The 21,171-nt window shown below is 67.2% G+C and carries 24 protein-coding genes; 16 read left to right on the top strand and 8 right to left on the bottom strand.

Annotated features, from left to right (window positions below; all coding sequences use genetic code 11):
• Positions 1–42: 42 nt before the first annotated feature.
• Genes GGC64_RS21215 through GGC64_RS21205 form a run of 3 tightly spaced genes read left to right on the top strand, consistent with a single transcriptional unit; the run spans position 43 to position 1,429 of the window.
• Entirely contained in the window at positions 43–204 is a 162-nt protein-coding gene (locus GGC64_RS21215) for a DUF4177 domain-containing protein (protein WP_014817956.1), read from the top strand.
• Positions 201–656, top strand: coding sequence for a RidA family protein (locus tag GGC64_RS21210; protein ID WP_192724494.1), 456 nt, complete (start codon positions 201–203; stop codon positions 654–656). Before GGC64_RS21215 ends, GGC64_RS21210 begins: the two co-directional genes overlap by 4 nt.
• A complete protein-coding gene (locus GGC64_RS21205; protein ID WP_192724493.1) occupies positions 653–1,429 on the top strand; it encodes an MBL fold metallo-hydrolase in 777 nt (258 codons plus the stop codon). The genes GGC64_RS21210 and GGC64_RS21205 overlap by 4 nt, the downstream gene beginning before the upstream one ends.
• Before the next feature lie 12 nt (positions 1,430–1,441).
• On the opposite strand, the gene crp is transcribed toward GGC64_RS21205, so the two are convergent.
• Positions 1,442–2,116 carry a cAMP-activated global transcriptional regulator CRP gene (crp, locus tag GGC64_RS21200; RefSeq protein ID WP_041312815.1) on the bottom strand — a complete coding sequence of 225 codons (675 nt, stop codon included), beginning with the start codon at positions 2,114–2,116 and terminating at the stop codon, positions 1,442–1,444.
• Positions 2,117–2,218: 102 nt separating this feature from the next.
• The gene (locus tag GGC64_RS21195; protein ID WP_192724492.1) at positions 2,219–2,551 is read right to left on the bottom strand and encodes a hypothetical protein; all 333 of its coding nucleotides are present in this window, start codon (positions 2,549–2,551) and stop codon (positions 2,219–2,221) included.
• Positions 2,552–2,773: 222 nt separating this feature from the next.
• On the opposite strand from GGC64_RS21195, the gene nth reads away from it, so the two are divergent.
• From nth to marP, 4 genes are read left to right on the top strand one after another with little or no spacing between them, the layout of a single operon-like run.
• Positions 2,774–3,454 (top strand): endonuclease III, encoded by a 681-nt coding sequence (gene nth, locus GGC64_RS21190; RefSeq protein ID WP_192725220.1) that lies wholly within the window; start codon positions 2,774–2,776, stop codon positions 3,452–3,454.
• Positions 3,455–3,464: 10 nt separating this feature from the next.
• Positions 3,465–4,121: a TlpA disulfide reductase family protein gene (locus GGC64_RS21185; protein WP_192724491.1), complete on the top strand. Its 657-nt coding sequence runs from the start codon at positions 3,465–3,467 to the stop codon at positions 4,119–4,121.
• Positions 4,118–4,900: a CoA pyrophosphatase gene (locus GGC64_RS21180; protein WP_192724490.1), complete on the top strand. Its 783-nt coding sequence runs from the start codon at positions 4,118–4,120 to the stop codon at positions 4,898–4,900. Before GGC64_RS21185 ends, GGC64_RS21180 begins: the two co-directional genes overlap by 4 nt.
• A complete protein-coding gene (gene marP / locus GGC64_RS21175; protein WP_192724489.1) occupies positions 4,897–6,087 on the top strand; it encodes an acid resistance serine protease MarP in 1,191 nt (396 codons plus the stop codon). The genes GGC64_RS21180 and marP overlap by 4 nt, the downstream gene beginning before the upstream one ends.
• Here marP and GGC64_RS21170 read toward each other — a convergent pair.
• On the bottom strand, positions 6,084–7,028 hold the full coding sequence (locus GGC64_RS21170) for an alpha/beta fold hydrolase (protein WP_192724488.1): 945 nt from the start codon (positions 7,026–7,028) through the stop codon (positions 6,084–6,086). The two genes, marP and GGC64_RS21170, sit on opposite strands and share 4 nt — an antisense overlap.
• The gene (locus tag GGC64_RS21165; protein ID WP_192724487.1) at positions 7,028–7,537 is read right to left on the bottom strand and encodes a phage holin family protein; all 510 of its coding nucleotides are present in this window, start codon (positions 7,535–7,537) and stop codon (positions 7,028–7,030) included. The genes GGC64_RS21170 and GGC64_RS21165 overlap by 1 nt, the downstream gene beginning before the upstream one ends.
• 132 nt (positions 7,538–7,669) lie before the next feature.
• On the opposite strand from GGC64_RS21165, the gene GGC64_RS21160 reads away from it, so the two are divergent.
• The gene (locus GGC64_RS21160) at positions 7,670–8,371 is read left to right on the top strand and encodes a S1 family peptidase (RefSeq protein ID WP_192724486.1); all 702 of its coding nucleotides are present in this window, start codon (positions 7,670–7,672) and stop codon (positions 8,369–8,371) included.
• Here GGC64_RS21160 and acs read toward each other — a convergent pair whose 3' ends face one another.
• The gene (gene acs / locus GGC64_RS21155) at positions 8,372–10,318 is read right to left on the bottom strand and encodes an acetate--CoA ligase (protein WP_192724485.1); all 1,947 of its coding nucleotides are present in this window, start codon (positions 10,316–10,318) and stop codon (positions 8,372–8,374) included.
• 78 nt (positions 10,319–10,396) lie between these two features.
• Here acs and GGC64_RS21150 point away from each other — a divergent pair, with 78 nt between their 5' ends.
• Positions 10,397–11,143 carry an oxidoreductase gene (locus tag GGC64_RS21150; protein WP_192724484.1) on the top strand — a complete coding sequence of 249 codons (747 nt, stop codon included), beginning with the start codon at positions 10,397–10,399 and terminating at the stop codon, positions 11,141–11,143.
• A 426-nt stretch (positions 11,144–11,569) separates the two neighbouring features.
• On the opposite strand, the gene GGC64_RS21145 is transcribed toward GGC64_RS21150, so the two are convergent.
• The gene (locus GGC64_RS21145) at positions 11,570–12,373 is read right to left on the bottom strand and encodes an HAD-IB family hydrolase (RefSeq protein ID WP_225952303.1); all 804 of its coding nucleotides are present in this window, start codon (positions 12,371–12,373) and stop codon (positions 11,570–11,572) included.
• Positions 12,374–12,854: 481 nt separating this feature from the next.
• On the opposite strand from GGC64_RS21145, the gene ssd reads away from it, so the two are divergent.
• From ssd to GGC64_RS34770, 7 genes are read left to right on the top strand one after another with little or no spacing between them, the layout of a single operon-like run.
• A complete protein-coding gene (gene ssd / locus GGC64_RS21140; protein WP_304611115.1) occupies positions 12,855–13,925 on the top strand; it encodes a septum site-determining protein Ssd in 1,071 nt (356 codons plus the stop codon).
• Positions 13,922–15,088: a TadA family conjugal transfer-associated ATPase gene (locus tag GGC64_RS21135; RefSeq protein WP_192724482.1), complete on the top strand. Its 1,167-nt coding sequence runs from the start codon at positions 13,922–13,924 to the stop codon at positions 15,086–15,088. The genes ssd and GGC64_RS21135 overlap by 4 nt, the downstream gene beginning before the upstream one ends.
• Positions 15,085–15,867, top strand: a complete 783-nt coding sequence (locus GGC64_RS21130) for a type II secretion system F family protein (RefSeq protein ID WP_192724481.1) — start codon at positions 15,085–15,087, stop codon at positions 15,865–15,867. Before GGC64_RS21135 ends, GGC64_RS21130 begins: the two co-directional genes overlap by 4 nt.
• Positions 15,864–16,433 carry a type II secretion system F family protein gene (locus GGC64_RS21125; RefSeq protein ID WP_192724480.1) on the top strand — a complete coding sequence of 190 codons (570 nt, stop codon included), beginning with the start codon at positions 15,864–15,866 and terminating at the stop codon, positions 16,431–16,433. Before GGC64_RS21130 ends, GGC64_RS21125 begins: the two co-directional genes overlap by 4 nt.
• A gap of 26 nt (positions 16,434–16,459) precedes the next feature.
• Positions 16,460–16,666, top strand: a complete 207-nt coding sequence (locus tag GGC64_RS21120; protein ID WP_192724479.1) for a DUF4244 domain-containing protein — start codon at positions 16,460–16,462, stop codon at positions 16,664–16,666.
• 41 nt (positions 16,667–16,707) lie between these two features.
• Positions 16,708–16,995 carry a TadE family type IV pilus minor pilin gene (locus GGC64_RS34775; protein WP_369435030.1) on the top strand — a complete coding sequence of 96 codons (288 nt, stop codon included), beginning with the start codon at positions 16,708–16,710 and terminating at the stop codon, positions 16,993–16,995.
• Positions 16,913–17,335 (top strand): Rv3654c family TadE-like protein, encoded by a 423-nt coding sequence (locus GGC64_RS34770; protein WP_370582228.1) that lies wholly within the window; start codon positions 16,913–16,915, stop codon positions 17,333–17,335. The genes GGC64_RS34775 and GGC64_RS34770 overlap by 83 nt, the downstream gene beginning before the upstream one ends.
• On the opposite strand, the gene GGC64_RS21110 is transcribed toward GGC64_RS34770, so the two are convergent.
• Together GGC64_RS21110 and GGC64_RS21105 are read right to left on the bottom strand one after the other, a co-directional pair.
• Complete coding sequence (locus GGC64_RS21110) at positions 17,332–18,375, bottom strand: PAS domain-containing protein (RefSeq protein ID WP_192724477.1); 1,044 nt, start codon at positions 18,373–18,375, stop codon at positions 17,332–17,334. The genes GGC64_RS34770 and GGC64_RS21110 overlap by 4 nt on opposite strands.
• Before the next feature lie 290 nt (positions 18,376–18,665).
• Entirely contained in the window at positions 18,666–20,990 is a 2,325-nt protein-coding gene (locus GGC64_RS21105; protein ID WP_370582299.1) for a DEAD/DEAH box helicase, read from the bottom strand.
• Positions 20,991–21,171: the final 181 nt, after the last annotated feature.

Raw genomic sequence — 21,171 nt, 5'->3', positions numbered from 1 at the left:
ATGCTAGCTGGGAGGAAATCGATGCCCGATAAGCTCAGCCACATGAGCGAACCGACCCGTTGGGAATACGCCACCGTCCCGCTGCTGACGCACGCGACGAAGCAGATCCTCGACCAGTGGGGTGAGGATGGTTGGGAACTGGTGTCGGTGCTGCCGGGGCCGACGGGCGAGCAGCACGTCGCCTATCTGAAACGTCCGAAATGACCGCATCAGAACGGCTCGCCGAGCTGGGCATCGAGCTTCCGGACGTGGTCCCGCCTGCAGGTGCTTATGTGCCCGCGGTGCGCACCGGCAACCTGGTCTACACCGCGGGCCAGCTGCCGATGCAGGGCGGCAAGCTGCCGCAGACCGGCAAGGTCGGCGGCGAGGTGACCCCCGAGGAGGCCAAGGCGCTGGCGCGCACGTGCGCACTCAACGCATTGGCCGCCGTGCATTCGCTGGTCGGCATCGACAGCGTCACCCGCGTCGTCAAGGTCGTCGGATTCGTCGCATCCGCGCCGGGCTTCAACGGTCAACCCGGCGTCATCAACGGAGCCTCGGAGCTGCTCGGTGAGGTGTTCGGCGATGCGGGCAAGCACGCCCGCTCGGCGGTCGGGGTTTCGGAGCTACCGATCGATACGCCCGTCGAGGTTGAGATCATCGTCGAGGTGTCGTGAGCCTCGAGCATCCCGCGTACGGGCTGCTCAGACCGGTCACCGACACGGCGTCGGTGTTGCTGTGCAACAACCCGGGCTTGATGACGCTGGATGGCACCAACACCTGGGTGCTGCGCGGACCGGGTAGCGACGAGATGGTGGTCGTCGACCCGGGGCCCGACGACGATGAGCACGTCGCGAAGATCGCCGAACTCGGAAAGATCCCGCTGGTGCTGATCAGCCACAAACACGAAGACCACACCGGGGCCATCGACAAGATCGTCGCCCGTACCGGCGCGGTGGTCCGCTCCGTCGGCAGCGGCTTCCTGCGCGGCCTCGGCGGTCCGTTGGCCGAGGGTGAGGTCATCGATGCGGCCGGCTTGCGCATCACGGTGATGGCGACGCCGGGACATACCGCCGACTCGGTGTCGTTCCTGCTCGACGATGCGGTGCTGACCGCGGATACGGTGCTGGGCCGCGGCACCACCGTCATCGACAACGAAGACGGCAGCCTCGGCGACTATATGGAGTCGCTGCGCCGGCTGCACGGCCTTGGCCATCGCACCGTGCTGCCCGGCCACGGGCCCGACCTCGACGACCTCGAAGCCGTCAGCGCCATGTACCTGACACACCGTGAAGAGCGACTCGACCAGGTGCGCGGCGCGCTCCGTGCACTCGGCGACGACGCCACGGCGCGACAGATCGTCGAGCACGTCTACACCGACGTCGACGAAAAGCTATGGGACGCAGCCGAATGGAGTGTCCAGGCGCAACTGGACTACTTACGTTCCTGAAATCGCAAGGAGCTAGCGGGCCCGGCGGGCCAGCCGCTCCGAGTCGGAGATCAACACGCTCTTGCCCTCCAAGCGAATCCAGCCGCGGTGGGCGAAATCGGCGAGCGCCTTGTTGACCGTCTCGCGGGATGCGCCGACCAACTGCGCGATCTCTTCCTGCGTCAGATCGTGCGTCACGCGCAGCGCGCCGCCCTCCTGTGTGCCGAACCGCTGCGCCAACTGCAGCAGTTGCTTGGCCACGCGGCCGGGAACGTCGGTGAAGATCAGATCGGCCAGGTTGTTGTTGGTGCGACGAAGGCGGCGGGCCAGGACTCGCAGCAATTGCTCGGCGATCTCAGGACGGTCGGCGATCCACGCCCGCAGCGCGTCGCGGTCCATCGACACCGCGCGTACCTCGGTGATGGTTGTCGCGCTCGACGTCCGCGGCCCCGGGTCGAAGATCGACAGCTCGCCGAACATGTCCGATGGACCCATGATCGTGAGCAGATTCTCGCGACCGTCGGGCGAACGGCGGCCGATCTTGACCTTGCCCGAAATGATGATGAACAGCCGATCGCCGGGCTCTCCCTCGGCGAACACCGTGTGTCCGCGCGGAAAGTCGACGGGCTGTAGTTGCTTGGTCAGCGCGGATACGGCGCTGGGTTCGACCCCCTGGAAGATTCCGGCCCTCGCCAGGATCTCGTCCACGTTGCCCCTCTTAAGCTGTTGGGTGATATGACATGCGCCAGCCGACCTCTTACTGGTTAGCGAAATCAGTCTAGAGGTACGGCCCGCCGCGACTAGCCCACGCTACACACGATTGGCATGTCGAGTCGGCTGAAATTCAGGATTGGCTCGATGATGCATGACCAGCCGATTTGGCAAACTTGACATCTCGCGAGCGGCTGGCGCAGTGGCCAGTGTCCATTCCTGTTCGCCCAATCGCTTATGCAGGCCGTCGAGCGCGCTGCCCATGCCTTCCCGCGCCAGCGTGTTGACGTCATCAGCCTCGGCTTGGTCGAGAAACTCGGCTACGTCGGCAGCGGAGACGGCTTCGTTTTCGAGATTCGATTCGAGTCGCTGCAGCCCGAATGTTGCCAGCATCAGCAACGCCGGGATAAACGCAGCGAGCAACCAAGACACAAGGGTGAAGTAAACACTGCGAAGGTCTCAGCGGGATCACGAAATGTAACCGGTCCGCACCGGTATCCGCCGGGCGCGTCGTACCCGCTGCGTAGGCTGACATTCGTGACCGTTGGCCAGAGTTCAGCCGATAAGACCACCCCCGCCAAGGCGCCTCGGCGTGCGTCGGCGCGCAAGTGGGACAACGAGACCCGCGTCGGGCTCGTCCGCCGGGCTCGCAGGATGAATCGCTCACTGGCACAAGCATTTCCGCATGTCTACTGTGAGCTGGACTTCACCAATCCGCTGGAACTGACGGTGGCGACCATATTGTCGGCGCAAAGCACCGACAAGCGCGTCAACCTCACCACGCCCGCGCTGTTCAAGCGCTACCGCACCGCACTCGATTACGCGCAGGCCGACCGCACCGAGCTCGAAGAGCTGATCCGGCCGACTGGTTTCTACCGCAACAAGACCACCTCGCTGATGCGGCTCGGTCAGGAGTTGGTCGAGCGCTTCGACGGCAACGTCCCCGACACCATCGAGGAACTGGTGACGCTGCCCGGCGTCGGCCGCAAGACCGCCAACGTCATCCTGGGCAACGCGTTCGACATTCCGGGGATCACCGTCGACACCCACTTCGGTCGGCTGGTGCGCCGGTGGCGGTGGACCGCCGAAGAGGACCCGGTCAAGGTCGAGCACGCGGTCGGCGAGCTGATCGAGCGCCACGAGTGGACGCTGCTGAGCCACCGGGTGATCTTCCACGGCCGGCGCGTCTGCCATGCGCGCAAGCCCGCCTGCGGGGTGTGCGTGCTGGCCAAGGACTGCCCGTCCTTCGGCACAGGGCCCACCGACCCGCTGATCGCAGCGCCGCTGGTCAAGGGTCCGGAGACCGAGCACCTGCTCGCGATGGCCGGCCTCTAACCTGCTGCAGATGAGGACGTCGACCCGGTGGACCGTCGCGGTGCTGGTCGTGGTGGTCGCGCTGGGCGTCGCATTCTGGATGCAACTGGATGACGACGGTTCGCCGACAGGGTCGCTGGGGCAGGGACAGCCTCGCGACCGTCGCGACGCCGACACCGCCCAAGCCCTCGCAGGCCCGCGCGCACGCGCCGACCTGCCGCCGTGTCCTGTCGGCAACGGGCAAGGGCCTCAGCCGTTGCGCGGCATCACCCTCGAATGCGCGGGCGACGGTGTGAGCGTCGAGGTGGCCAAGGCTGTCGCAGGCCGCCCGACGATCCTCAACCTCTGGGCCTACTGGTGTGCGCCATGTGCCAAGGAACTGCCCGCGATGGCCGAATACCAACGCCGCGTCGGACCCAGCGTCACCGTGCTGACGGTGCACCAGGACGAGAACGAGGAAGCCGCATTGCTGCGGCTGGCCGACCTCGGGGTGCGGCTGCCGACGCTGCAGGACGGACGCAGGCTGGTGGCCGCCGCGTTGCGGGTACCCAACGTGATGCCCGCGACCGTGGTGCTGCGCTCGGACGGTAGCGTTGCCGAAGTTCTGCCGAGGTCATTCGCCAGCGCCGACGAGATCGCCGCGGCGGTGGAACCGGCGGTCGGCCAGAAGACAGGAGTGCCGGGGTGAGTTGGGCCAGCGCACCGGGGCAGCTGACCCCTGACGCGGCCCCGACCTGGTTGAAGCCCCTGACCGACAACTGTGGCCACGTGAAGCGCGCCTATCGAAAGCGCGTGCCTGCCGAGATGCTGGCGCTGCTCACCGCGGCCAACGCCAAGGCGGCGATCACGGGGCAGAAGCGCGACGCGGCGGTGCTGGTGCTGTTCTCCGGCCCTCCGGACTCGCCGACCGGCGGCCTGCCCGACGACGCCGACCTGCTGCTCACGGTGCGTGCCTCGACGCTTCGCCACCACGCAGGTCAGGCCGCGTTCCCCGGTGGGGCGGCCGACCCCGGCGACGAAGGACCTGTGCACACCGCGCTGCGCGAAGCCAACGAGGAAACCGGCATCGACACCAGCCTGCTGCGCCCGCTGTGCACCCTGGAACGGATGTTCATCCCGCCATCGGGGTTCCACGTGGTGCCGGTCCTGGCATATTCACAGGATCCGGGGCCAGTGGCGGTGGTCAACGAAGCAGAGACCGCGATCGTCGCGCGGGTGCCGGTGCGGGCGTTCATCAATCCCGAAAACCGAATCATGGTGTACCGCAAGGAAAATGGCCGCCACTTCGCGGGTCCGGCCTTCCTGCTCAACGAGATGCTGGTGTGGGGCTTCACCGGTCAGGTGATCTCGGCCATGCTCGACGTCGCCGGCTGGGCCAGGCCGTGGAACACCGACGACGTTCGAGAACTCGACGACGCAATGGCGCTCGTCGGGCACGAGGGCAGCTACGGTGATGCACAACAATGACATCGTCACAGTGGCTTGACCTCGCCGTCCTCGCGATCGCGTTCGTTGCCGCCATCTCCGGATGGCGCTCCGGCGCACTCGGCTCCCTGCTGTCATTCGTCGGCGTCGTGCTCGGCGCGGTCGCAGGCGTGCTGTTGGCGCCGCACATCGTCACGCACATCAGCGGCCCCCGCACCAAGCTGTTCGTCACGCTGTTCCTGATCCTCGCGCTGGTGGTGATCGGTGAGATCGCCGGTGTGGTGCTGGGCCGGGCGGTGCGCGGCGCGCTGCGCAACCGCACGCTGCGCACGTTCGACTCGATCATCGGCGTCGGCCTGCAGTTGATCGCGGTGCTGGTCGCGGCGTGGATGCTCGCGACCCCGCTGACGTCCTCGGACCAGCCCAACCTGGCGGCTGCCGTGCGCGGGTCGAAGGTGCTCGCCCAGGTCGACGAGGTGGCACCCAGTTGGCTGAAGTCCGTGCCGACTCGGCTGTCGGCGCTGCTGGATACGTCGGGTCTGCCCGACGTGCTCTCCCAGTACGGCCGCACCCCGATCATCGCCGTCGACGCTCCCGACGCAGCGCTGGCCAATGACGCCGTCGTGACCGCCAGCCGGCCCAGTGTCGTGAAGATCCGCGGCGTGGCGCCCAGCTGTCAAAAGGTGTTGGAGGGAACCGGTTTCGTGGTCGGACCGAACCGCGTGATGTCCAATGCGCACGTGGTCGCCGGCTCAGACAGCGTCACCGTCGAGGTCGACGGACAGACCTACGACGCAAGCGTGGTCTCCTATGACCCCGAAGCCGACATCTCGATACTCGACGTGCCGAACCTGCAGTCAGCGCCGCTGGAATTCGTCCAGGGTGGCGCACCGACGGGCACCGACGCGATCGTGATGGGCTACCCCGGCGGCGGCGACTTCGTCGCAACACCTGCCCGTGTTCGCGAGATCATCGAGCTCAACGGACCCGACATCTATCGCACCGCCACCGTCACCCGCGAGGTGTACACCATCAGAGGCACTGTGCGGCAAGGAAATTCGGGTGGGCCGATGCTTGACCGCAGCGGCAAGGTGCTCGGTGTGGTGTTCGGCGCAGCCGTCGACGACGCCGACACCGGCTTCGTGTTGACCGCGAAGGAAGTCTCCCGCCAGATGGCGAAGATCGGCAACACGCAACGCGTTCCGACCGGCGCCTGCGTCGGCGGCTAGCGGTACACCTGCGCCAAGAACCGCGACAGCTGCTCGTTGACCAGCTCTGGTGCTTCCTCGTGGCCGTAATGCCCTGCGCCTGCGATGGATACGTAGCGGCCGTGCGGGGCGTAGCGCTGGGTGCGGTACACCGGATCGGCCAGCACGTAGGGGTCGGCGTCCCCGCGAAGGTGCAGCACCGGCACCGGCAGCGGACGTTTCATCGACCGCATGAAGCGCCTGCCCTCGCCGCGCAGCTGGCTGCGTACCGCCCAGCGCTGATACTCCAGCGCCGAATGCGCCGCCGAGGGAATCTGGATGGCCCGTCGCATATGCCGAATCGTCTCCGAGAAGTCTTCGCAGGCTTGCCATTTGCCGCTGGCACGGCTGCGCACCAAGCGTTCCAGCTCCTCGGCGTCGTGGCGGGTCAACGATCGCTCCGGCCAGATCGGAACCTGGTAGCGCAGCATCGACGGCATCAGTGCCCGGCCCTGGTCGCGGCGGGTCAGCGCGGAGGCCCGCAGCGCGACGGGATGCGGCGAGCTCACCACCGCGATCGCGCGCACCATCCGCGGGTGCAGCACAGACGTGGCCCAACACACCAGCCCGCCGTCGGCATGGCCGACCAGCGTCGCGGACTTGTGGCCCAGTGCGCGGACCAGGCCCGCGGTGTCGCCGGCAAGCGTCCAGCCGTCGTAGCCGCGGGGCGGTTTATCGGTGCCGCCGTAGCCCCGCAGGTCGACCGCGACCACTCTGGCACCGGTCAGGCCGCGCAATTGGTGCCGCCACGACCACCAGAACGAGCCGAAGCCGTGCAGCAGGATCACCAGCGGGCGATCCGTGATCGAACCCGTATCGGCCGACTCCGCTTCCGTGACGTGGAAGCGAATCCCGTTGGCGTGCACCTCGAGATGACGCCAGGGACCGTCGATGCGCACCACCGACGGGTCGGGTGGGGCCACTACCAGCCTGACGGATCGGTCGCCAGGGGTTTGCCGTCACCATTGGGCGACGAGGTCAGCGCCTTGTCATGGCCCGGGGTGAGGGCCTCGCGGGTTTCCTTCACCGACTCGATGGTCTGCTGCGGCCCGCGAATGCGTCGCACCTTCAGGTAGCCGAACAACGCAAGGACGCCGGTGACCACGAGCATCAGGGCGAACACGATCAGGAACGCAACCCACCGCCACAGCCAGGTGTCCAGCAACTCGGCGAGGAAGAAGAAGAAAAAGAATGTGGAGTAGAACAGCACCACCAGCGCCAGGATGAAGAACACGCTGCCGGTGAGGCCCTTTTTGACGTCCCGCGTGATCTCGGCCTTGGCGAGTTCGACCTCCGCCCGCACCAGCGTCGACACCTGGGCCGTCGCATCCTTCACGAGGTCACCGATGGACGGATTTTCCTTGGGCGCATGCGGGTCGACCAGCGGTATCGAGGTCACAGTCGTCGGCACGCCATCCCTGCGATCACTCACGGAACATTTCCTCCCCGCATCACGGTGTCAGTCGCGTTCATGTTGCCACGTGCCGTCCATGGAAACGATCCCGGCCGACGTTAGACTGGCCCGGTTGATCGGTCGGGCGGCACATCGATGGGGGTTGAGAAGTTGAGGACCAGCGTCCGCTGCCTGACTGTTTCCGCGGTGGTCGTGGCGCTGTTCGCGCTGCTGCTGCCGTCCGCGCACGCCGACGGGCTGGTTCCGTTGGGCGGCGGTTCTGGCATCGTGATCGAAGGCGACACGTTCTGCACGCTCACCGCGATCGGCAGCGACAACCGCGGCAACCTCATCGGCTTCACCTCGGCGCACTGCGGAGGTCAGGGCGAGCAGGTGTCCGCCGAAGGCGCTGAAGCGGCGGGCGTGCTGGGCACCATGGTCGCGGGCAATGACACGCTCGACTATGCGGTCATTCAGTTCGACCCGCAGAAGGTGCAACCGGTCAACAACGTCAAGGGTTTCCAGATCGACGGCCTTGGGCCCGATCCGGTATTCGGCGACATCGCGTGCAAACTCGGTCGCACGACAGGTTATTCGTGCGGTGTGACGTGGGGGCCTGGTGATCAGCCGGGCACGATCGTCAACCAGGTCTGCGGCCAGCCCGGCGATTCCGGCGCGCCGGTCACCGTCAACAACCGACTGGTCGGCATGATCCACGGCGCATTCAGCGAGGATTTGCCGACGTGCGTCGTCAAGTACATACCGCTGCACACGCCTGCGGTGACCATGTCGTTCAGCACCCAGTTGGCAGACATCACCGCCAAGAACCGACCGGGCTCGGGGTTCGTCCCGGTCGGTTCTGCCGCGGCTTAGCTACTTGCTGGCCCGGATCGCCTCAAACACGCTGGGGTCCACCAACGTTGAGGTGTCGCCGAGTTCGCGGCCCTCCGCCACGTCACGCAGCAGCCTGCGCATGATCTTGCCGCTGCGGGTCTTCGGCAGCTCCGGCACGACGTGAATCTCGCGGGGCCGGGCGATCTTTCCGATCTCCTTGGCGACCTGTTCGCGTAGCTCCTCGACCATGTTGTCGTTGTCCTTGGCGTGCGACTCGAGTATGACGAACGCGCAAATGCCTTGTCCCGTCGTCTCATCCGACGCGCCGACCACCGCTGCTTCGGCGACACCCGAGTGTCCGACCAATGCCGATTCCACTTCGGTGGTGGAGATGCGGTGGCCCGACACGTTCATCACGTCGTCGATGCGGCCCAGCAGCCAGATCGAACCGTCGGAGTCCACGCGTGCCCCGTCGCCCGCGAAATACCAGCCTTTGTCGGCGTAACGCGACCAGTACGTTTCCTTGTACCGCTCCGGGTCGCCCCAGATGCCGCGCAGCATCGACGGCCATGGCTGATCGAGCACCAGGTAGCCGGTCACGTGTTCGGCCTCGTCGGCACCGGGCACCAGCTCGTTGCCCTCCTCGTCGACGATCTTTGCCGAGATGCCCGGTAGTGGTTTCATCGCCGACCCCGGCTTGGCCGCCGTGACGCCGGGGAGGGGTGAGATCATGATCGCGCCGGTCTCGGTCTGCCACCACGTGTCGACGACCGGAGTTCGGTTGCCGCCGAACGCATCCCGATACCAGCGCCACGCCTCCGGGTTGATCGGCTCACCAACGCTGCCCAGCAGGCGCAGACTGGACAGGTCATGGGCGTCGGGGATCTCGCGACCCCACTTCATGAACATCCGGATCAGCGTCGGCGCCGTGTAATAGATGGTGACGCCATACTTTTCGATGACCTCGAAATGCCGATGCTCATTCGGGCTGTTCGGCGTTCCCTCGTAGACCACCTGCGTGCACCCGTTCGACAGGGGCCCGTAGACGATGTAGGTGTGGCCGGTGACCCAGCCGATATCGGCTGTGCACCAATACACATCGGTCTCCGGCTTGATGTCGAACACGTTGTAGTGGGTGTACGACGACTGGGTCAGATATCCGCCGGAAGTGTGCATGATGCCCTTGGGCTTGCCGGTGGTTCCCGATGTGTAGAGCAGGAACAGCGGGTGCTCGGAGTCGAACGCCTCGGGCGTGTGCTGGTCCGAGGCCGTGTCCACAGTGTCGTGCCACCACAGGTCGCGGCCCTCGGTCCATGGCGTGTCAATTCCGGTGCGGCGCACCACAAGAACGTGCTCAACAGACTTCTGCCCGTCGCAGGCTTCGTCGACCGCCTCCTTGAGCGACACCGCCTGCCCGCGGCGGTACTGGCCGTCGGCCGTGATGACCAGCTTGGCCTCTGCGTCCTCGATCCGGGCGGCAAGCGCCGTCGAGGAGAAACCGGCGAACACCACCGAATGCAGCACACCCAGCCGCGCGCACGCCAGCATCGCGACGATCGCCTCCGGCAGCATCGGCAGGTAGATCGCGACGCGGTCGCCCGCGACGAGCCCGAGTTCGGTAAGCGCATTGGCGGCCTTGCTCACCTCGGCGAGCAGGTCTGCGTACGTCAGCTCGCGGCTGTCGCCGGGCTCGCCCTCCCATTTGATCGCCACCCGATCGCCGTTGCCCGCCTCGACGTGTCGGTCCACGCAGTTGTAGGCGACGTTGAGCTTGCCGCCGACAAACCACTTGGCGACCGGGGCCTCCGACCAGTCGAGCACGTCGTCGAACGGGGTGTCCCAGGACAGCCGGTTGGCCTGCTCCGCCCAGAAGGCCAGCCGGTCGGCCTCGGCCGCGCGATACAGCTCGTCGGTCGCATTGGCCTGCGCAGCGAACTCGGAGGACGGTGGGTAGACGGAGTGAACTTCGGTGTGCGCGTCGGACATATCTGTGAGGGTAGTCACCGAACGTTGCACTGAGGTTGGCAAGTCACAGCTCGGCGGGTAGCAGTAGCCTGGGCTGCCGTGACTGATCCGCTGGCCCCGCTGGCCGACCTGCCCGGTGTGGCCGCGGCCGGCGAGGAAGCCCGTGAGGCGCTGGGCCGCGCTCACCGCCACCGCACGAATCTGCGGGGCTGGCCTGCGACGGCCGCCGAGGCGTCGCTGCGGGCGGCGCGTGCCTCTTCGGTGCTCGACGGCGGCTCGCTTCAGCTGTCCGAGGCCGGTGAGCCGGATCCGGTGTTGGCGGGGGCGCTTCGCGTCTCGGAGGCACTGGAGGGCGGCGCCACGTCGCTGATCGGCGTTTGGCAGCGCGCTCCGCTGCAAGCCATCGCGCGACTGCATGCGTTGGCAGCTGCCGACCTCGTCGACGATGACCGGTTGGGCCGGCCACGCGGCGACGAGCAGGTCGGCACGCGGCTGGCCTTGTTGGCCGACATCGTGACGGGCGGGACCCAGGTGCCTGCCACGGTCCTGGCCGCGGTCGTCCACGGTGAGCTGCTCACGCTCGAGCCGTTCGGCGTCGCCGATGGTGTGGTGGCCAGAGCGGTTTCGCGGCTGGTGACCATCGCCAGCGGGCTGGACCCACACGGCCTCGGCGTGCCGGAGGTGTATTGGATGCAGCGCTCCGGCGATTACCGGGCCGCCGCGCGTGGCTTCTCGTCCGGCACACCCGACGGTCTGACCGCCTGGCTGGTGTTGAGTGCCAAGGCGTTGCATGCGGGTGCGCGCGAGGCACTTTCGATCGCGCAAGGCGCGTCGGCGCAGACCTGACGTGACGGCCCCAGCAACGCGAAGCGGGCGACGCTCCGAACTGATTCGGCTCGCCGCCCGCTAGCACGGACTCCGGTTACCAAGCGTGCTTTGTGGGTTGCGTGGGTTGACCTCGGCGTCCTTGCGATGCGCTTCGACTGCAACCCCACCCAAGGGGCCGTCGTGGCCGTCCGCTCTTCGCAATTACGCAGGCCCGCAACACTTTTACCTATTCCGCGGTATGTGCTCCGCGTGGGTGCCGGGATCCGTGCTGGAAAGTCCGGTTCGGGAGATCGAGCCTTCTCTTCCGGCTCGGTCTTGGCCTCCCCAGGCTTCCGTGCTTCCTTTGTACTCCGTGACCCTCGTCACATCAAGGGCCAAACGCCGGTGACTCGGGATCGTTACAAGCCCGCGCCAGCTACTTGCTCTTTTGGACGAAGCCGCGCCTTAAAACGCGAACCGGCGCAGCAACGAATACGTCAGCGCGCCTGCCGCCAGGGCGCTGACTCCGACGGCCGCGGTGGTTGCGACGGCCGCGCCGGACGGGGCCGGGATGCGGTCGCGCAAAGACACCGGTTTGGAGAAGGTGAGCACCGGCCAATCCCGTGCGGCGGCTTCTTTGCGCAGTGCGCGATCCGGGTTCACCACAGTCGGGTGTCCGACGGTGCCGAGCATCGGCAGATCGGTGATCGAGTCGGAGTAGGCGTAGCAATGTTCGAGCGCGTAGCCCTCGCGGGCCGCGAGCTGACGAATCGCCTCCACCTTGCCCTCGCCGTAGCAGTAGAACGCGATCTCGCCGGTGTAGCGGCCGTCCTCGACGACCATCCGGGTTGCCATCGCGTGGGTGGCGCCAAGCGCCCGCGCGATCGGCGCGACGATCTCCTCGCCAGATGCCGAGACCACGACGACGTCGCGGCCACAGATTTTGTGGTCGGCGATCAGGTCGGCCGCTTCGGCGAACACCAGCGGGTCGACGATGTCGTGCAGCGTCTCGCCGACGATCGACTTCACCTGCTCGACGTCCCATCCGGTGCACATGTTCGTCACGTAGGACCGCATTCGGTCCATTTGGTCGTGATCGGCACCCGACATCAAGAACAGGAACTGCGCATAGGTCGACTTGAGGACCGCACGCCGATTGATTAGCCCCTGATCGAAGAAAGGTTTGCTGAAAGCCAATGTGCTGGATTTGGCGATGACGGTCTTATCAAGATCGAAGAAGGCAGCGGTCCGAACGGGTTTGCCAGCCATTGTTGGTGTTTGCCGCGCAATCAACCCGTCGGCCCTGGGCTCCGGTGCGGTCACAGCGCCAGCATAGGGGTGGACGCGTGACAACTGGCGACAGAGTGTACAAATTGGCAGTTCACGACAGGTGCCGGTAACTGCAGTCTTTCCTGCTATCGGGTGCTTTCTCTGGCAAGCAGCACTTGCGCCGATCCGCTATGGCGTGTGTATAGTGAGCATTACTCGGCTTATGCCGGGTGTGCATCAGCCCGACCCCCCGGGGCTGATACACGACGACCTCCGCCTCCTCCCCCCCTGGCGGGGGTCGTCCCTTTTGTGGGGTCTTTTCGCATCCGGGACAGCTAATCCACGCCGCATTAGTTGCGGAATGCGATTTTCACTAGGTACATACCAAACGGTTTGTTTGGTCTGTCCCCAGATTCGCATTCATCCACAGATGCCGTCGCAGCGATGGCCGGACGTCGTCAGCCGACTGCAAGCTGAGGTCATGACCGCAACCAACGGGGTCTTGGCGCTGGTAGGCGACCCCGAACTTCGAGACGACGTCGACCGAGTCGCGGCAGCCGCCGGACTGCCGGTCGTCCACTCGACGGAGCCGCCGGGCCGCAACGCGTGGACGGGCGCTGCGGCCGTATTGGTGGATGTTGACGCTGCCCGGCGCTGCACGGATCGAGCGCTGCCGCGGCGCAGCCGAGTGATTCTGGTCGTCGGCTCCGAGCCAGCGGCGAGCGATTTCCAGGCCGCGATTGCGGCCGGCGCGCAGCGAGTCGTGATGCTGCCTGCCCATGACGGCGAGTTGATGAGCGAACTCTCCGACGCCGCCGACGCCTACCGTGAGGAGGGCAGACGCGGCGCGATAGTCGCAGTGATGGCGGGTCGCGGCGGGGCAGGGGCCTCGGTTCTTGCGACCGCGTTGGCACAGTCGGCGACAACGAATTGCGACGCGCTGCTCATCGATGCCGATCCATGGGGCGGTGGCATCGACCTCGTCGCCGGATGTGAAGGCGAGACCGGCCTGCGCTGGCCGGACCTGGCGTTGCAGGGTGGCCGGTTGAGCTATCCGGCGTTGCGGGACGCATTGCCGCAACGAAACGGGGTGTGCGTGCTGTCGGGCAGCCGCGTCGGCAGCGACATCGAGGCCGCTCCGCTGGCCGCGGTGGTCGAGGCGGGCAGTCGCGGCGGAGCGACCGTGATCTGCGACCTGCCCCGGCGGTCGACGGGCGCGGTGGAGACCGTGCTCGACGCGGCCGACCTCGTCGTCGTGGTCGCTCCCGCCGACGTGCGGTCGTGTGCTGCGGCGGCGGCGCTCGCGCCGTGGGTGTCGGCGGCCAATCCAAACGCCGGCGTGGTGGTGCGTGGCCCCTCGCCGGGCGGCCTGCGCTCTGCGGACGTCGCGCGGATCGTCGGGTTGCCCCTGCTGGCCGCGATGCGCGCGCAGCCGGGGGTGGCAGACGTGCTGGAGCGGGGCGGGTTGCATTTGCGACGGCGATCGCCACTGGCTGCCGCGTCGCGGCGCGTCCTGGGAATGCTGCACCAGCGTCGGCAGGCACCCGGATGAGCGCGTCCCTGATCGACCGCGTGCGCGAACGGCTGGCCGCCGAGTCGGCACCGCTGCGGCCCAACGTGGTGGCCGCCGCCATTCGCGCCGAGTCAGGAGGAGTGCTCGGCGACTCCGAAGTGCTGAGCAGCTTGCGGGTGCTTCAGACCGAGCTCACCGGGGCTGGCATCCTCGAGCCGCTGCTGACTGCAGAAGGCACCACCGACGTGCTCGTCACGGCGCCGGATGCGGTCTGGGTTGACGACGGAGACGGGTTGCGCCGCAGCGAAATTCGATTCACCGATGAAGCCGCGGTGCGACGGCTGGCGCAGCGTCTGGCGCTGGCGGCAGGTCGGCGCCTCGACGAGGCGCAACCGTGGGTCGACGGCCAATTGACGGGGCTCGGCACGGGCCGGTTCAGCGTGCGGCTGCACGCGGTGTTGCCGCCGATCGCTGACGGCGGCACGTGCCTGTCGCTGCGGGTGCTGCGGCCCGCTACTCAGGATCTGGCCACGCTTGCCGACTCCGGTGCGATCGCACCAGACGCGGCCGCGTTGCTCAGGGACATCATCGCGGCGCGGTTGGCGTTCCTCATCTCCGGCGGGACGGGTGCGGGCAAGACGACCCTGTTGGCCGCGGTGTTGGGCGCGGTTGCCGCCGACGAACGCATCGTTTGCGTGGAGGATGCGGCCGAACTCGCGCCTGCCCATCCGCATTTGGTCAAGCTGGTTGCGCGGTGTGCCAACGTCGAAGGCGTCGGCGAGGTGACTGTCCGCGATCTGGTCCGGCAGGCGCTGCGGATGCGACCGGACCGGATCGTGGTCGGCGAGGTGCGCGGCGCCGAGGTGGTGGATCTGCTCGCTGCCCTCAACACCGGCCACGACGGGGGCGCGGGCACCGTGCATGCCAACAACCCTGCTGAGGTGCCGGCACGGCTCGAGGCCCTCGCTGCTCTGGGCGGGCTGGACCGCGTCGCGTTGCACAGCCAACTGGCCGCGGCGGTGCAGGTGGTGTTGCACGTCAGTCGTGACCGAACGGGCGTGCGGCGACTGACCGAGATCGCGGTGCTCGACCGCACCGACGACGGCAGGGTCAGGGTCGTGACCGCTTGGCGTGCCGACACTGGATTTGGTTGCGGGAGAGATACTTTGACGCTGTTGTTGCGCGGCCGGGGGGTGCTGTGAGTGCCGCGCTGCTGTCGCTGGCAGCAGCGCTGCTGATCCTGCCCGCGCCGACGCGTGGCAGGCTCGATGTGCTCGGTTTCGCGGTGACGCGGCGACGCCGGCCGTCGGTATTGCCGTGCGCAGGCGTGGCGGCGGCGTTGGCGGTCGTGCTGCCCGCCGGTCTCGTTGCCGCCACGGCGATCCTCGGTGTCACGTGGTGGGTCCGGAGGCGGCGGCGTATCCGGGAGAAGCGGCGAGCGGCCGAATCCGCTGCGCTGCAGGGCGCATTGGAAGTCCTCGTCGGCGAACTGCGCGTCGGCGCGCATCCGGTTGCCGCGTTCGGTGTCGCCGCCTCAGAGGTCGACAGCCCGGTCGCGGAGTCGATGCGAGCGGTAGCGGCGCGTGCCCGACTCGGCGCCGACGTCCCCGCGGGCCTGCGTAGCGTGTCCGCGGGCTCGGCGCTGCCTGCGCATTGGGAGCGGCTCGGCGTCTGCTGGCAACTCGCCCAGGACCACGGCCTGTCGATCGCGCCGTTGATGCAGACCGCACAGCGGGATGTCGTCGAACGCGAGCAGTTCGCGGCAAGGGTCGATGCCGGGCTGACCGGCGCGCGAACCACTGCCTTCGTGCTGGCCGGGCTGCCGCTCCTCGGTGTCGGCCTTGGCGAGTTGATCGGCGCGGCACCGTTGAGCTTCCTGTTGTCCGGCGGCGTCGGCGGCTGGTTGTTGGTCATCGGCGTCGCGCTGGTGTGCGTGGGCATGCTCTGGTCGGATCGGATCACCGCGCAGGCAACGATATGAGTTGGGTCGCAATGCTTTTGGCTGCCGCGCTGATGCTGGCCACCGATTCCCGGCCCAGGATGCGCGCGGGATTGCAGGTCGTCCGACGCCGGTCGGCGCCGGCGCGCGTCGATGACCCGTTGGCCGCCGCGTCCAGTCTCGACGTGCTCGCGGCGTGCCTGCGCTCGGGCATGGCCGTAGCGACGGCCGCGTCGGCGACCGCGCCGTCTGCGCCGGCCGCACTGGCGGGCGCACTCGGCCGTGCCGCCGACCTATTGGCGCTGGGCGCCGAACCGGCGATGGCGTGGACGAACGCCACTGGGCCCGACGACAAGACCGTTGACGCCTTGTTGCGGCTCGCCAGGCGGTCGGCAGCGTCGGGAGCGGCTTTGGCCCAAGGAGTGGCCGACCTGGCCGACCAGTCACGCCATGAGGCGGCCGCCACGGCGACCGCTGCCGCGGAGCGGGCTTCGGTGTTGATCGCAGGGCCGCTGGGTCTGTGCTATCTGCCGGCATTCGTGTGCTTGGGCATTGTGCCCGTGGTCGCCGGGTTGGCCGGCGATGTACTGGGGTCGGGAATTCTGTGACGGCCGACGAGAAATGAGGGGAAAGCATGATGGTAGGCAACAAGATTCGCACACTGTGGGCGCGGCTGACTTTGTTGGCCACCGACGACGACGGGATGTCGACGGTGGAGTACGCGATCGGCACCATCGCCGCGGCGGCGTTCGGGGCGATCCTCTACACGGTCGTCACCGGCGACTCGATCGTCAGTGCGTTGACCAACATCATCAACCGGGCGTTGAACACCAACATCTAGCCGATGAGGCCGGGGGCGTCACGGTTGAGGCGGCCTTCGCGATCGCGGCCCTGGTCGTGGTTCTCACGCTGTGCGTGTCGGGGCTCACCGCGGTGTCGATGCAGGTGCGTTGCGTCGATGCCGCACGGGAGGCCGCCCGCCTCGCCGCGCGTGGCGACGACGGTTCGGCCGCCGTTGCCGCGCAACGCATTGCGCCGGACGGGGCGGCCGTGCAGCTGCGGCGCGACGGGGAACTGGTCGTGGCCAGTGTCACGGCGCGATCACCGCTGCTGCCGGGCGTCACGATCGCAGCCGACGCCGTCGCCGCGCTCGAGCCTGGTATGCGCTGAGCACGGCTCGGCTTCGCTGGTGGCCGTCGCGATGATGGCCGTGTTGTTGGCGCTCACCGTGGGTGGGGTGTACGTCGGGTCGACGGTGGTGGCGCGTCATCGGGCGCAGGGCGCCGCCGACCTGGCCGCGCTTGCGGCCGCCGCGCACCTTGCCGATGGCAGCGCCGAGGCCTGCGTGCACGCAGCGTCGTTGGCGCGCGCCATGCACACGACCGTCACGCAGTGCGCCGTCGAGGACCTCGATGTGATCGTCACTGTCGACGCCGCTGTCGCACTCGGCAGGTTCGGCGTCGGCCCGGCCCGCGCAACCGCGAGGGCTGGACCGGTTGAGGACGGCTAGCGGAGGGCCGCCTCGTCGATGTCGTCGAGGCCGGCCGCGGCGATCTCTGCGTCGGTCGGAATTCGCAGCGTCGCCAACCCCGCGTAGATGTCCTCTTCGAGTTGCACCCGGTTGACGGTCACGTGCACCGGCGTCCAGCCGCCGCCGTTGGCCACCATCCGCAGCACGCCCGAGGCTGTCCCTGTCGGCACGAATTCGCTTGCCATCTTTGACATCTGACGGCGATCAGCAGGATGCACCGCGTGGTCTCCAGTCATGCTGGCACGCCAGTCGAAGAACGGCACGGGGTCGTCGAGCCACTTCAGCAGCGTCCAGTTGTTCAGATCGACCATGCACCGATACACGCCCGGTCGCGAGAGGCTGTCGAGAATGCGCTGCGCCAGGTAATCGCGCGGGATCGCTGTTTCCTCGCGCACGCTTCGCCAGTTCATCGCGCGGCAGATCAACCGTTCACTGCCGTCGTCCTGGCTCTCCTGACGCACGCGGGACACGAACCCGATGGTGATTGGTTCCCCCTGGTAATCCGTGACGTCCCAGGTGCTGGAAAACGCCATACCCACTTCGGGTTTGATCGCCATGGACAGCACCTTGGCTTCGCTTGGATTGAGGTCGCGGCGCGGCAGATCATCGGCGAACGCCCTGCCGTGGGTCGGCGCCTTCTCGGGATCCCATCCGCTGTTCCACAGCGACTCCGGGGTATCGGTCGCGGTCCCGCTCGTCAGGTCCCAGAGCAACGGTCCGGGGACCGGCCGTGCGGGCGCTTCGAGGTCCGGCGGACCGATCCACAAATGGACACCGTGTATTAACCCGTCGGACATCTTGACAATTTCGGTACGGATTACGCGGTCGTTCTTCGGGGTGATGCTGCTCAGGCCGACACCGGCGCGCACGGTTTCACCGATGGCACTCTGTATCGCCATCAGGTGTGGGTTTCGCCTCAAGAACGCGCTGATTGGAACGAGATTCTTGGTTCGAGGACCTTGTGCGACCACGGCGGGCTCGCTGCCCAGTGTTTCCACGAGCAGCCAGTCGTGGGTCATGGCGGCATTTTAGCCGTCGGCCTCACAGCTACCCGCCAGGTGAGCCGTCTACGGATTCCGCAAATCTGTGCAGCTAGGAGGTCACAGCGCGGTTTCGGTAAAGCATCCCTAAGTTGCCATAGCCCCTCCGACGAGGTATTTTCCGTCTGCGCCCACTTTCTGGGATTGGGAACGGATCGAGTTGTCCGACCGTTCGACCGCAGCCGTCTGTGAGTCCGCTGTGTGCGCAAGCACACTGGCCACGGGTCCATGGGGGCGACCGTCGAGGGGTGGGTCGCCCCCATGGTCGGCTAATGGCGCCTTCCTGCCACCGCCTCGAGCACCAGCCGCAGCACCCTCACCGCACCCTCCTTGTCGAGCGGGTCGTTGCCGCTGCCGCACTTCGGCGACTGAACGCAGGACGGGCAACCGAGCGGGCATTCGCAGGCCTCGATCGCCGCCGCCGTCGCCGCCCACCACGTGTCGATTTTGCGGAAGCCGCGGTCGGCGAAACCAGCCCCGCCCGGGTAGCCGTCGTAGACGAAGATCGTCGGCAGGCCGTCGACCGGACCGACTGCTGTCGACATGCCGCCGATGTCGCCGCGGTCGCAGCTGGCGACCAATGGCAGCAGTCCGATGGCCGCATGCTCTGCGGCATGCAGTGCGCCCGGCACGCGGAGCAACTCGATCCCGTTGTGCTGCAACGCCTCTGGGGTGATGGTGCACATCACCGCCATGGTGTCGAGCGTACGGGTCGGCATGTCAAGCTCGACGAAGTCGATCACCTCACCGTCCAGGCGGCGCCGCAGGTAACCGGTCACGGTGTTGGTCACCGACACCGGAACCACGCCAACGGTCACCGCGCCGTAGGTGTTTCGTTCGCCGTCGCCGGTGACGGCGATGTCGGTGAGCTCGCGAGCGAAGGTGGTGTAGCCGGGATCCTCCGCGTGCACGAACGCGACGCCGTCCTCGAAATCCAGCGAGTCGACGACATAACTCTCACCCTGATGCAGATACACCGCGCCGGGATGCACCGACGCGGGCGCCTGTCCCGCGCCGGCGCTGCCGAGCAGTCGGCCGGTGTCAGCCTCCAGGATCGCGATCTGCCCGCCCGACGACCCGCGAATGTCAACCGCCGGATGCGGATCGACGCCGGGAGTGGGGAAGTAGCCGCTCGGTCGTCGGCGCAACAGCCCGTCGTCGACGAGCGCTTCCGCCACCGCCTCCGCATTCCACATGCGGACCTCCGCATCGCTCAGCGGAAGTTCTGTCGCGGCGCAAAGTAGTTGTGGCCCAAGCACATACGGGTTGGCTGGATCGATAACCACTCGCTCGATCGGTTTGTCGAGCAGCGCTGCTGGGTGGTGCACGAGGTAGGTGTCCAGTGGATCGTCGCGGGCGATCAGCACGATCAACGCGCTCTGCCCGCGACGGCCGGAGCGGCCGGCCTGTTGCCAGAACGACGTGACCGTGCCGGGGAAGCCGGCCAGCACCACCGCGTCGAGGCCCGCGATGTCCACACCCAATTCGAGCGCGTTGGTGGTGGCCATGCCGCGTAATTCCCCTTCGGCCAGAGCACGTTCCAGTGCTCGGCGGTCCTCGGCGAGATAGCCGGCGCGATAGGACGCCACCCGCTCGGCGAGTTCGGGTGCGGTGTCCTCGAGTCGGGCCCGCGCCCCCAGCGCGGTCAACTCCGCGCCGCGGCGCGATCGCACGAACGTCAGCGTCCGGGCGCCTTCGGCGATCAGGTCGGCCATCACCCGCGCGGCCTCAGCACCCGCCGAACGCCTTACCGGAGCGCCGTTTTCGCCGAGGATGTCGTCCCGCAGTGCCGGCTCCCACAGCGCGACCGTGCGCGCGCCGTGCGGGGAACCGTCCTCGGTGACCTCTTCGACGGTCTGGCCGATGAGCTCGGACGCGGTCGCCGCGGGCTGTGCGGTGGTGGCGCTGGCGAAGATGACTGTCGGAGTCGACGAGTACCGATTGCACAGCCTCAGCAGTCGGCGCAGCACCATGGCCACGTTCGAGCCGAAAACGCCTCGGTAGTAATGGCATTCGTCGACAACGATGAACTGCAGGTTGCGCAAGAACACCGCCCAGCGGGCGTGGTTGCGCAGCAGCGACAGATGAATCATGTCCGGATTCGAGAAGATCCAGCGCGACCGCTCACGCGCGAAACGTCGCACCTCGCTCGGACTGTCGCCGTCGTATGAACTGGGCGCGACGTTGTCCAGCCCCGGCACGGCTTCGGTGAGTGCCACTGCGGTTCGCAGTTGATCGTGGCCGAGGGCCTTGGTCGGCGACAAATAGAGCACCCGCGCACGCGGATTCGCTTTCAGGGCCGTCAATATCGGCAACTGGTATGCCAATGACTTTCCCGATGCGGTTCCTGTGCTGAGCACGACGTGCCGCCCGTCGCGGGCGAGATCGGCGGCGGCGAGTTGATGCGCCCAAAGTGACTCGATACCGCGATCAACGAACGCCCGCACCACATCTGGGTCCGCCCATCGCGGCCACGGTTGCGGCCTGCCCTGACGCGCGGGCAAGTCTGCGACGTGCCGCAACGGTTGTTCGTCGGGATCCGTGCCTTCGATCGCACAGGAAAGCAGTGCGCGGCCGAAATCCGACCCCGGAATTGACACTGCCAGCCTCCTGAAACCCCTATGTAAGTGAATTGTTCCCCACTCGATTGCGTTGAGACTGTCGCACCAGCGCCGAACATGATTGACTTAGCGCGGTCGCAGCTTCTGTGTTCGTGTATTAGCACTCGCAGGATCGTCGTTGCGATCGCGGTTCCTGCGAGGAATGTAGGTCGGG

Source organism: Mycobacterium sp. OAS707 (genome assembly GCF_014873705.1).
Classification (GTDB): Bacteria; Actinomycetota; Actinomycetes; order Mycobacteriales; family Mycobacteriaceae; genus Mycobacterium.
The sequence above is the reverse complement of the archived record's forward strand: the minus strand, read 5'-3'. Positions and strand labels throughout refer to the sequence as shown.